General features: G+C 47.2%; 8 protein-coding genes. 3 read left to right on the forward strand and 5 right to left on the reverse strand.

From position 1 onward, the window contains the following. The coding region (locus tag J0895_RS26630; RefSeq protein WP_207090759.1) for a two-partner secretion domain-containing protein at nt 1-2,163 on the reverse strand (2,163 nt) is incomplete at its 3' end. A gap of 1,304 nt (nt 2,164-3,467) precedes the next feature. Here J0895_RS26630 and J0895_RS25380 point away from each other — a divergent pair. Further along, entirely contained in the window at nt 3,468-5,555 is a 2,088-nt protein-coding gene (locus J0895_RS25380) for a cation:proton antiporter domain-containing protein (RefSeq protein ID WP_207090760.1), read from the forward strand. A 67-nt stretch (nt 5,556-5,622) separates the two neighbouring features. Here the strand turns inward: J0895_RS25380 and mtnA are convergent, their stop codons facing one another. From mtnA to dxs, 3 genes are all read right to left on the reverse strand, one after another. Beyond that, nucleotides 5,623-6,681 carry an S-methyl-5-thioribose-1-phosphate isomerase gene (mtnA, locus tag J0895_RS25385; RefSeq protein WP_207090761.1) on the reverse strand — a complete coding sequence of 353 codons (1,059 nt, stop codon included), beginning with the start codon at nt 6,679-6,681 and terminating at the stop codon, nt 5,623-5,625. 32 nt (nt 6,682-6,713) lie between these two features. Continuing rightward, nucleotides 6,714-7,955: an NAD(P)/FAD-dependent oxidoreductase gene (locus tag J0895_RS25390; protein WP_207090762.1), complete on the reverse strand. Its 1,242-nt coding sequence runs from the start codon at nt 7,953-7,955 to the stop codon at nt 6,714-6,716. A 137-nt stretch (nt 7,956-8,092) separates the two neighbouring features. Next, nucleotides 8,093-9,997 (reverse strand): 1-deoxy-D-xylulose-5-phosphate synthase, encoded by a 1,905-nt coding sequence (gene dxs, locus J0895_RS25395; RefSeq protein ID WP_207090763.1) that lies wholly within the window; start codon nt 9,995-9,997, stop codon nt 8,093-8,095. 511 nt (nt 9,998-10,508) lie between these two features. Between dxs and J0895_RS25400 the strand changes: the two genes are divergently transcribed. Further along, nucleotides 10,509-10,817, forward strand: a complete 309-nt coding sequence (locus J0895_RS25400) for a helix-turn-helix domain-containing protein (RefSeq protein ID WP_422894355.1) — start codon at nt 10,509-10,511, stop codon at nt 10,815-10,817. A gap of 85 nt (nt 10,818-10,902) precedes the next feature. Beyond that, entirely contained in the window at nt 10,903-11,319 is a 417-nt protein-coding gene (locus J0895_RS25405) for a VOC family protein (protein WP_207090764.1), read from the forward strand. 132 nt (nt 11,320-11,451) lie between these two features. On the opposite strand, the gene J0895_RS25410 is transcribed toward J0895_RS25405, so the two are convergent. Further along, nucleotides 11,452-11,748, reverse strand: a complete 297-nt coding sequence (locus J0895_RS25410) for a hypothetical protein (RefSeq protein WP_207090765.1) — start codon at nt 11,746-11,748, stop codon at nt 11,452-11,454. Nucleotides 11,749-11,928: the final 180 nt, after the last annotated feature.

Consider the following 11,928-nt stretch of genomic DNA (forward strand, 5'->3'; position numbering starts at 1 on the left):
CCCCGGTTGAGTGGGAGTCTCATTCCCCGGTTGAGTGGGAGTTTCGTCACCCGGTTCAGTGGGAGTTTCGTCACCCGGTTCAGTGGGAGTTTCATTCCCCGGTTCAGTCGGAGTTTCGTCACCCGGTTCAGTGGGAGTTCCATTGGGACTCTGAGTGACAATCGTAATATTGCCTTGGGTGTAGCGAGATGGCGGAACTGGGACAGAGAAGTTGGGCGAAATTGTGCTAGAACCTGTGGTAATCGCACCAGCGGTTCCATTGACAGTGGCATCCCCGATAATAAACGGAGTGGTAGTGCCTCCGCTGTGTTCGATGCGAATATCTCCACCGCGATCGCCACTTTCTGCCGATGAAATACTCGCATTGACACCGTTCTCGTTATTAAAGGTATCCAGGACCCGCAGGAAATTACCTGCGGTGATGTTGATGTCACCCCCTTGAGAATTGAGGGTTCCGGTGGCGGTGATATTGTTGTTAGCAAAGAGGCGAATTTCTCCCCCAGCGGTGGCGATCGAATCAAAAAACAATTCTCCTGCCGAGTTTAGAATCACGGGTCCTCCGGCAGTGGAGACCCTTCCCAGAGTAATATTAGCAGGCGAACTCCGGGGGCTGGTACTAATAAAGGTATTGCCTAGGGTTGTCGAGATATCCGTGGGATTCACTGCCGACTCGACCCCCGATCGCAAAATTAACGTTGCCGCATTCAGGAGGAGGTCGGCATCAGGGTCGTTCAGGTTTCCCAAAGTGGTATCGGGACCCGTGATAGTAATATCTTCAGCGACGATCGCCCCACCTGCTTCAATTTTTAGGGAGACTCCTGTATAAGACCCAAAAATCACATCTCCACTGGCGGTAATAATTGGGTCATATTCACTCACGAAGTGACCCCCACCCCCGACTCCATTCTCAAGGGAGAAATTTCCCCCTGCCGAAAAGTTAGAATCCCCGGAAATATTGCCTGGACTGACTAAGCTGATATTTCCCCCCGCTTGAAACGCCGGTTGAATTCCGGTTAAGGCGAGGATATCAATTCCCTGAACCCCGAGAATGGCTAAATTGCCTCCGGCGATCGCCTGAAATCCTGTTTCCCCCTCGCGAACCCGGACCGTATTACCGCCTTGCAGGGTTAAGTCACCAGTCGTCCGCAGTTGACCCCCCACAATCGTCAGGTTTTCAGGGGCCGAAAGGATAGCATTTGCGCTGTTAATCGTCGTTTGGTCCTTGGGGACTGTCGAGGACAAGGGGCGATCGCTCATCACCAAATCCCCTGGTTCCACCGGCAGACCCGAACCCGTCAAAATCACCGTTCCCGCCTCCGTGATGGTAATCCCAGTGGCATGACCAACCCCAGTTTGAGTTAGTAATTCAGGTAAAGAAAGGGGATTCACCGATACGGGAAGACTGCCGGAATTTCCCGGGTTCAAATCCTGGGGATTCACCTCAATACTGAGTAAATATCCCTCTTGAGCAATCCGAACCAAACTTTCTCCCGGGACGGCAGCTAGGGTAATCGTTCCTCCAGGGGCGCTGAGGGTTCCGGTATTGAGTATGGTTCCCCCAATCAAGCTTAAATTCTGGTTGGGGTTCACACTTAGGTGAGCTGTATTAATAATGTTTCCGACTTCTTGGGTGCTAAAAGAAAAAGCCAACGGCTTGCCAATCAACTGGCTATAATTGTTGAATCCTTCCCCATCAAACCACCCCGAATTGAACTCGATTCTGGTCGCCGTAGTTGCGGTAAAAGCAGCCGGGACATTCAAGGCAGCATCCGGCCCAAAAACCAGTCCAGCCGGGTTGATTAAAAATAAATTAGATTGACCCCCGGTGACTTGAATTAAGCCATTAATATAAGACGCATCTACCCCGGTTACTCGTCCGAGAATATTGCGAATTTCTGGATTAGAGAGAAAGTTAGCCGTTTGACCGGCATTTAATCCAAATTGTTCAAACGTATGAAAAAGATTACCTCCATCGGAGGAGACGGTTCCGCCCTGAATGTGAAAAACTTCTCCCTCGCGATTGACCACTGTCCCGGTTCCATCCTCAGGGGGTAGAATGGGTGGGGGTTGCTGAGAAAAGGCTACAATTGGAGTAACAATGGGTAGAATTATCCCCCAAGTAAGGGATAACAAAAAGCGGGTTTTATAAACTAAGAATTTCATAATAAATTTGGGCACAAATATAGTAGAGTAGCGGGAAGAGAATCGGTGTTTTTTACACCATCTCTACTCCTGATTAATAAGTTGGGGCTATAAACCTGGTAATAATTGTCTCTATTGAATAGGGATTTGTAAGGTATAGGGACTATTTCTGTCGATCACACTTCCCAGTTTCAGTGCCTGAGTTCCTCTAAGCTGTTATCCTGGATTGACGAAGGGAATAGATTTCCTGCTTCTTGATTTTTGGTGAAGCGATCGCGAACACAGTCTGGATCTCAATCGGTTGAGTTTACCTTTAACTTTATAACTGAGCATTTTCTAATATAGTCCATGCCTAGGGAAATAACCTCACCTAAACGACGGAGTTTTACCCCGGGAAAAATTTAATATTTTCTGGGTCCCATCAACCTAAAGGAATAGGCAGATTTAACCGATTCAAACTAAGACTATACCCAGGGTAGAGAACATCTCACTCAGGATCCTGGCGATCGCCCCACCCAGAACCCTTCACCCCAGATTGAGGCCCCTTAACCCAGCCCCCGATGTTCTGACTCTCCTTGAGAGTGGAAAATCCAGAATTTTTATCTTCAAACAGGTCTAAATTGAACAGGGGATATCCCCTCACCTCTATCCCTCTACCCCATAATTATTAAGAAAATTAGCCAGGGGGAAATCTTTCCAATCTGATATTCAATTAAGGGAGTCCAAAAAAATAAATTATCCAAGTTATGCGGTGAAAAACCTGACTCTGACGCGGCGTAGGCCGGCGAGCTCCGCGAGTGCCCCACCGTTAACGGGTGTGGGTTTTGGGGATTTTATTTTTTGGAGTTCCCTAAGTATTTAATTCAAGCATAATTGGGGATTTTAATCGATGTTATGGTCAGGGGAAATAAATTTGATAATTTTCCAAAGGAGTGGGAGCATCTTGCTCCCGGGCAACAAGCAGTAGGGAGCAAGATGCTCCCACTCCTTTTTTTAGAATTAGACTAATTTAATCCGTTCATCCCTATTTTTTTGAATGCAGCTCATTTAATTTTTTCTAGCAGAAATCATGACAAATCAGGGGTAAAATTTCCATCAAAAATAAAAAATGGACCCGGGAACAGACCGAATCGAGTGCAGTAAAATTATTTTTCGGACTATAGCAATCCTAAATGATTTATGCCCTCTCTTGCTCCCCTCTCCCCCTTTGGGCCGCCTTATGTTGGGGGTGAGGGCATTCCACAACTGATAAAGGATCGGATATATGATAAGTTAAATTAAGACCTCCTACCCCAACTTGATAAGTTGGCTGCGATCGCACGCTTATGGAACAAATCATCAACTTAATTCCCGAAGGTCCAATCGTAGAATTTACCCTTCTGCTTTTGGTTATCTTGATTGTCCCTCCGATCTTTGAGAACCTGAAACTGCCCGGATTAATCGGGTTATTAGTCGCCGGAGTAGTTTTAGGTCCTGATGGGGCTGGACTGCTCAATCCCAATACCGACACCATCAAACTCCTCTCGGGCATTGGCAAAATCTACCTGATGTTCGTCGCAGGTTTAGAAATAGATATCCAGCAGTTCCGCAAAACTAAAAATCGCTCCATTGGATTTGGTGCGGCCACCTTCTTTCTCCCCTTAATGGTTGGCACAATCGTGGGACGAAGTTTTGGATTTGATTGGAATCCTTCCATTTTAATTGGTTCCCTCCTCGCCTCTCATACCCTCCTGGGATATCCTATTGTCAACCGATTGGGAGTCGTCGGAAATGAGGCCGTCACTGTGACCATTGGGGCGACAATCTTTACCGATATTGCGGCCTTATTAGTGTTGGCAATTTGTGTCTCCTTCAATGCCGGAGAATTCACAGCCTTTTCTTTAATCCTCCAGTTAGTATTACTGGGACTGTACGCAGCTGGCGTATTATTTGGAGTTGACCGGGCGGGAAAAGAGTATTTTCGCAGAACCGGAGATGAAGAAGGAAATCAGTTTTTATTCGTGCTGCTTGCCCTGTTTTTGGCCGCTGTCGGCGCTCAATTGATTAATGTGGATCAAATTGTGGGAGCTTTTCTTGCCGGACTTGCGGTCAATGATGTGGTGGGGAACGGTCCAGTTAAGGAAAAAGTAGAATTTGTGGGCAGTGTTTTATTTATCCCATTTTTCTTTGTGGGAATGGGTTTATTGCTTGATATCAATGGATTTATCGAAACCCTAACCACCTCCCTCGGATTAACCTTGGCGATAGTTTTTGGCTTACTCGGGAGCAAATTTTTAGCTGCTTTGGTTGCCAAAATTTTGTATCGCTATCAGTGGATTGAAACCTTAACCATGTGGTCGCTGTCGGTGCCACAAGTCGCCGCAACCTTGGCTGCAGCCCTAGTGGGAGTTCAACAGGGCGTGATCACTCCAGAAGTCTTCAATACCGTGATTGTCTTGATGTTGGTGACTTCAGTTCTCGGACCCTTGATGACGGCAAGATTTGCCAGTAAACTGCCTGTACCCAAGGCCTACCTAGACCCAGATAATATGTCGATCTGGTGGGAAACCCACGAAGTGGAAACGAGGGTAAATCCTCCCGTGGCGAAATCGGATGATTTGTTTACCGTAGTGGTGCCAATTTCTAATCCCCTGACCCAACGGTATTTAATTCAAATGGCGGCGCTTTTAGCCCGTCATGAGGCGGGGCAAATTGTCCCCTTATCCGTGGCGATCGCTCATGTTCACATGGATGAACCCCAACTCGATATTGCCCTCAAAGAAAGTCGGCGATCGCTCGATCGCTCGGTCCAAATGTTAGAAGAATTTGAGGTCAAAGCCAAACCCGAACTGCGGATTGATGATGATGTCTCCCATGCCATCAGCCGAACCGCTAAGGAATGGGAATCCAACCTAATTGTAATGGGATGGAGTCCGAAGATGGGCTTGCGATCGCGATTATTTGGCAACCTCATTAATGACGTCTTTTGGTCCTCTCACTGTCCCGTTGCCGTCATGCGCCTAATCGATGAACCCGTTAATATTCATCGTTTATTAGTGCCGGTCAAAAATTTATCCCCGCAAACCTTACGAACAGTCCGATTTGCCCAGTTATTTGCCGATGCGAATTCCGGGGAAATTACCTTACTGCACGTTTGTGCACGCCGGACTCCTGTCGAACAAATTCATCGGTTTGAGTCCGATTTAGCCCGACTGGTCAAGTGGGATAACTCCTCGATAAAAATTGCCATTACCACCATTCCTGATGATGATGTGGTCAAGGTCATTATGAAGGCAGCGCAATCGGTGGATATGGTTATCCTGCGTTCAATTCGTCGTCGGACTGCTGGGGGTTTAGCCATCAGCAATGTCACCACCAAAGTCATTGAAGAGTTGAAATGTTCCCTAATTTTGTTTGGTGAACCCCACTCTTAACAGTTGTTTTAACTGTTAAAACCGAATCAAGGAGGGTTTTTAAAACCTCCCCTGGGTTGGGATTCCCCTAAACCACCTGCTGAGTTTGAAATTGATGCAACTCTGACGGTGCAACTGCCCCATGTTCGGTGATAATAGCGGTAATCAATTCTGCCGGAGTGACATCAAAAGCGGGATTGTAAAATTCCACGCCGAGGGGATAAATTCGGGTTGAGCCAATTTGATAGAGTTCTTCGGCATCCCTAATTTCGATGGGAATTGCACTACCTTCAACTAAGGTAAAATCAATCGTGGATAACGGTGCGGCCACGAAAAAAGGAATCAGATGAGCTTTGGCAACGATCGCTAAATTATAAGTGCCGATTTTGTTGGCCGTATCCCCATTGGCAGCAATGCGATCGGCACCGACAACCACTGCATCAATTAACCCCTGTTTCATGCAATGTGCTGCCATATTATCCGCGATCGCCGTCACGGGAATTCCCTCTTGTACACATTCCCAAGTTGTCAGTTTCGCCCCTTGTAGACGGGGACGGGTTTCATCAGCATAGAGTCGTTCTAAGCGATCGCATTTCCACGCCGATCGCACCACCCCCAATGCTGTCCCATATCCTGCCGTCGCTAAAGCCCCAGCATTACAATGGGTCAGAATTCGTAGCTTTTGCGGCGTAGTAGGGAGAACCTCCAAACCATAATCCCCGATCGCCTGACAGGTTTTTAAATCTGACCCTTGAATCTCCTGTGCCGTTTCCAACAAGACTTTCTTAAGATAACTCACCGGTCCTAATGTCTGCCTTGCCACAGTTTGCATTCGGGCGATCGCCCAAAACAAATTAACTGCCGTCGGACGAGTCTGGCGTAACGTTTCCGCCACCGTTTCTAACTGAGTCAAAAACTCCCCCCGTTCCTCCGTTTGGATATCCCTAGCCCCTAAATACATTCCATAAGCTGCCGCCACTCCAATCGCTGGAGCCCCGCGAACAATCATGGTTTGAATCGCCCTTGCCATATCGTCATAGCGGCGAATTTCTACCAAGGCATACTCCATCGGTAGACGAGTTTGGTCAATGAGCGCTACATGGTCTTCTTTCCACACAACGGGATAAACAGGAGGATTTCCAGACATAATCAATCCGGTGAAAACTAAGTTAATTTGCTCTAACTTATTCTACTAGATAGGCCCAATCTTTGCCGAATTTCTTGCCAAAATCCAGTCAGTTTGCGGAGGAGGATACGCCGGACCCCTTTCGTAATCTTTTCAAATCGATAGTAGAATACAAGGTCTATCACCTCTGAGAGTTCCAGGGTTCCTAAATAGGCCAACCCTTTGTCAATCATGCGATCGCTATAGTCCAGATAAACTTTTTTAGCGCTCCTTTCCGAAATATCCCAGGACCGCTTAAATTGCTGGTGGAGGTGGTGTTGATACTCCGCGAAATCCCCTCGGCGATCGGCTAGATAGTCTTGGATATAGTCACCGGCAATCTGTGCCGTCTCCATTCCATGCCGAATCCCTTCTCCCCCCAGGTAATTGACTGCCGAAACCGCATCCCCAATCGCAATTAAATTATCCCGGTAGTAAATATCCTGAAGTCCCCTATTGTATTGTAGGTTTGAACCATGAGTTTCTAATCGGTGATAGTCATCAATCTGGAGATACTCTTTAATCAGCAACTCGATAGACTGTTTAATCGCCGGACATCGGTCGTCCAGGATTTGATGTTGACCCTGATAACGAGCCGCCCCTACTTTCAGAATATTGGGTTCCATTGGAAAAATCCACGAATACCCTTGAGGCATCCACCGATGTCCTATGAAAAACATTAGAGACTCGGCACAAGATTGGTAAGTCAACTCATCGACTGTAATTAAATATTCGATGCCGATCCCGGTAAAAAAAGCCGGACGATTTTGGCGGTGGGGATACATCAGCGATCGCGCGGCACCTGTGGCATCCACTAAGACCCGCGTCTGAACAGCGACTGCCTCTTCTTTTCCCTTGGGTTTAAGCATTACCACGGTTTCACCCTTCTGGGAAGAGTGAGTTAGGTATCGATGACCCAACCAAACCTCCCCCCCATTTCTCGTCACTTCCCCGGCTAAAAATTCCCGAAGTTTAGCAAAATTCAACACGGCACCTAAAGGAGTAGAGGACTCCCACCGTTTCTGAACATGGGTACTGATAATCGCCAGATTCTGCCAAAAACTCCCCACAATCGATTCGGGTAACTCATATTTAGCCAAGGTTTCCATCGGAGTTGCAGCACTTGAAAAATTATTAGCTGCAAAGGTTTCATGTTGTTCCACCAATAAAACGTGGATGCCAGAACCGGCTAATTGCCTTGCACAATGCCCTCCGGCTGGGCCAGCACCCACAATAATTACATCAAAATTTTTCATCACATCACCGAATTTAGTTCTGAAACAGAGCCATAATAATTCAGACAAAGAGAACGCAGAGAAATCCTGTTTTCTCTGCGCTCTCTATTCCTGAGTTCTCTTGATAATTTTAAAGGGAGAATTGCTCAGTTTGTTAATTATTGAGCAACAGAAACTGGCGATTTAAACGTTTGTAAAACGCGATCGGCCATTTGAGAGGGCGTTAAACCCAAGTCAGCAAAAGATTGGTCCGGTGTGGCATGATCCACAAGCTGATCCGGCACCCCAAAACGCAACAGTGACACCGGGATATTATTATCCATGAGCGCTTCTGCCACCGCCGAACCAAACCCACCCATCAGGCATCCTTCTTCCATCGTCACAACTTTACCAATGCGTTGAGCCAGGGGCAAAATTAACTCGGTATCCAAAGGTTTGACAAATCGAGCATTCACTACGGTTGCGGCAATGCCATGTTCGTTGAGAATTTCCGCCGTTTGTAAGGCAGGATAGACCATTGAACCATAGCCAAGGATTAACAAATCATCGCCACTGCGGAGAATTTCCCCTTTGCCGATTTCCAGGGGTTCCCATCCTTCTTCCATTAGGGGAACACCGTAACCATTGCCTCGGGGATAGCGCATGGCGATCGCCCCATCGGTGTAGTCAATTCCCGTGACTAGCATCCGTTGCAGTTCCGCCTCATCCTTCGGTGCCATCAGCACCAAATTGGGAATGCAACGCAGATAAGCGATATCATAGACCCCTTGGTGAGTTGGCCCATCCGCGCCTACAATTCCTGCCCGATCCAGACAGAAAAACACGGGTAATTTTTGAATGCAGATATCGTGAATGATTTGATCATACGCGCGTTGTAGGAACGTCGAATAAATCGCGCAAACCGGGCGAATTCCTTCACAAGCTAAACCCGCTGCCAGAGTCGCGGCGTGTTGTTCAGCAATCCCCACATCGATGTATTGATCGGGCAGTTTGGCTTGGAGTTTGTCTAACCCTGTTCCCGTAGCCATTGCTGCGGTAATTCCGACAATTTTCGGGTTTTGTTCCGCCAGTTTAATCAGAGTTTCGGCAAAAACTTTGGAATAGCTGGGGGGTTTGGGTTTATTGGAGGGGATGGCTTTTCCGGTTGCCAGATTAAAGGGATTTTGGGCATGGTAACCCACTTGGTCTTTTTCGGCGATCGCATAGCCTTTGCCCTTCACCGTAGCAACATGAACCAACACCGGACCCGGCATTTGATGCGCTTGGTTGAACGTGGTGATCAGTTCTTCCAGATTATGCCCATCAATGGGTCCGATATAGGTAAAGCCCAACTCCTCAAAGACTGCCCCCACTTTAGGAACCGCCAACCGCTTCATCCCTTCCTTGATGCGTTGCATTTCTGGGGTGAAGGTTTCCCCGACAAAGGGGAGATGTTTGAACTGTTCCTCTAAATTGTCTTTGAGGAACTGAACTGGGGGACTCAGACGCATTTTATTCAGATAACGAGGAATCGCCCCCACATTGGGAGAAATCGACATTTCGTTATCATTGAGGACCACCATCAAATTCGTGTGCGGCAAATGACCCGCATGGTTAATCGCTTCCAATGCCATGCCGCCAGTGAGTGCACCATCGCCAATCACCGAGACCACTTTGAATTTTTCACCTTTCATGTCCCGGGCTAAGGCCATGCCTAATCCCGCAGAAATGCTGGTGGAGGCGTGACCTGCACCAAAATGGTCAAATTTGCTTTCGCTGCGCTTGAGGTATCCCGCCACGCCATTTTTTTGGCGCAGGGTGTGGAAATTGCCGTAACGTCCGGTAATGAGTTTATGGGGGTAGGCTTGGTGACCCACATCCCAGATGACCTTATCGCGATCGAGGTCTAGGGTTTGGTAGAGGGCCAGGGTGAGTTCGACCACCCCTAACCCGGGGCCGAGGTGACCGCCAGAGGCGGCGATCGTTTCCAGATGCTTTTCCCGAATTTGTCGAGCAATTTGCTCAAGTTGATGGATGGATAAACCGTGCAACTGGTTTGGGTGAGACAGTTCACTCAGATGCATATTTTTTATTGAATTCTGCGATCGTGCTTACAAAGGAAGTTACACAGGGTCAACCGGGGAGTAGAGGGTGGGTTTGCCGTCCCCCTCACCAGTGACGACCTATGGCTTATACCCCATCGCGGCTTGGACTGCAAGGGGGGTTAGCTTCAATAACGGCTACTTAAGGGATGAATAAGTCCCACTTAATTTACCACGAGAGGATAGGATTCGGATATTCCCCTCTTACTCTAGTGCAGGTGCGGCCCTTCGGACCAACGGGTTTTTAGCTTGACGCCCTCAGCCGAGCACCATACCTGTACTCAGGTTGGTGTCGGGATGGATAGGCGGTCAATCGATGGGGTTCAATACCCCATCGATTGACAATTTTCTGCTGCAACTCGCGGATCACCTCGCTTTGTTGTCTTTCTTTGATTTTGCAGTATTTTTTCAAGTGGGCTAACTCTTCATCAGTCACTCGGAAATTAATTTGGTTCATTACGAATACCATGTAGCTGTTTGCTATAATAATATCATGAGAATATCCTACCAGTACAAACTACGCCCAACAAAACAACAGATTACAGAGTTAGATAGATGGCTGTCAATGCTTTGTAGTCAGTACAATTATTTGTTGGCGGATAGATTCAACTGGTACGAGCAAAACCGTTCTCCTGTAAATGCGTGTCCCCTTGTATGCCATTTGCCAGAACTGCGAAATCATCCCGATTATTTCAGCCAAAAGAAAACTTTGCCTCAACTCAAGAAAACTCATCCTTTGTATCGCATAGATTTATTCGCAAGTCCTCCAAGATGTTGTCAAGCGGGTAAAACTGACTTTTGACAGATTTGTTAAAGGTGATAGCAATGGCAAGCGTAAGCTGTTTTGCATCTAAATTGGATAATCCTATAACCAGGAGTCGGCTGTTTTGGGAATCAAAGTTGAGTATCAAGCAGCCTTTGTGACATTGGCGGCTGTTAATTTTGAAGAAATTGTGCAATTTTATGCTCGGTTGTTGGCGATCGCCCCCAATCCATATCAGCCCGAAGTCTATGCTGAGTTTTCTGCCGCAGGATTGAGATTAGGGATTTTCAAACCCAAAACCCATCATGAGTCGGAGTTTTTGCCCCAGGGTTCGGGCAGTTTGAGTATATGTTTTGAAGTGACCAATTTGGATGATGCGATCGCCCATCTGGGTCAGTTAGGATATCCACCCCCAGGAGAAATTACCACCGCCTCTCACGGGCGGGAAATTTACGCCTATGACCCATTAGGCAATCGCTTGATTTTTCATCAATCGGTTGAGCATTTCTTGAAAAATGAGTCGAGTCCGGAGGTACAGTAACAGTTAGAAACCGGGGTTTTTAGGAAATTTCTGCCAATCCGCAGGCAATTGGGGTCAAAAACCCGGTTTCTTGTCCCTTGGATTTAATCCGTTCCTGATGCTTTAGAACTCGCCATCAACAGCCGGAGAAAATTATAAATAACCCAATAAATCAACAAAACTAAAGAAGCTGACCACTAATAACAAAATTGCGGTCAATTGCGGGAGTCTAAAGGTTGGGTCAGGGGCGATCGCACCCCGAACTAAACAGGAACAAGACGATCCAACCGCATAACTCAGACTCAGGACCAAATAAGGCCAGTCCAGAGTCACCCCCCAAAATCCCAGTAAAACAATGGCTGCCGAAAGCATGACCAGTTCGATAAACAGGGGAGGATTCTGCTGAATATAATTAATCAGGGTATCCCACCAAAATTGCCTATGTCGCATTTAGATTAAAAAATTAAGATCGTGTTTTTTATTTTAATCTAAGATTAACCACGGATTAACCCAAACATCCGCCCCCTGGAGATAGAGGATATCGGCAAAATGACTATTCCTTGTGGAATAGTCAACTCTTAGCCACAAACTTGGGAGAGGAACCCGGCAATTATTGGCCGGATAAGTAGG

It is taken from the genome of Phormidium pseudopriestleyi FRX01 (assembly GCF_017313335.1).
Taxonomy (GTDB): Bacteria; Cyanobacteriota; Cyanobacteriia; order Cyanobacteriales; family Laspinemataceae; genus Laspinema; species Laspinema pseudopriestleyi.

Bases quoted from the DNA above. Each gene is read 5' to 3' on its own strand.
- J0895_RS25400 (WP_422894355.1), top strand. From the start codon at position 10,509: ATGAGAATATCCTACCAGTACAAACTACGCCCAACAAAACAACAGATT.
- mtnA (WP_207090761.1), bottom strand. From the start codon at position 6,681: ATGTCTGGAAATCCTCCTGTTTATCCCGTTGTGTGGAAAGAAGACCAT.
- J0895_RS25380 (WP_207090760.1), top strand. From the start codon at position 3,468: ATGGAACAAATCATCAACTTAATTCCCGAAGGTCCAATCGTAGAATTT.
- dxs (WP_207090763.1), bottom strand. From the start codon at position 9,997: ATGCATCTGAGTGAACTGTCTCACCCAAACCAGTTGCACGGTTTATCC.
- J0895_RS25390 (WP_207090762.1), bottom strand. From the start codon at position 7,955: ATGAAAAATTTTGATGTAATTATTGTGGGTGCTGGCCCAGCCGGAGGG.
- J0895_RS25410 (WP_207090765.1), bottom strand. From the start codon at position 11,748: ATGCGACATAGGCAATTTTGGTGGGATACCCTGATTAATTATATTCAG.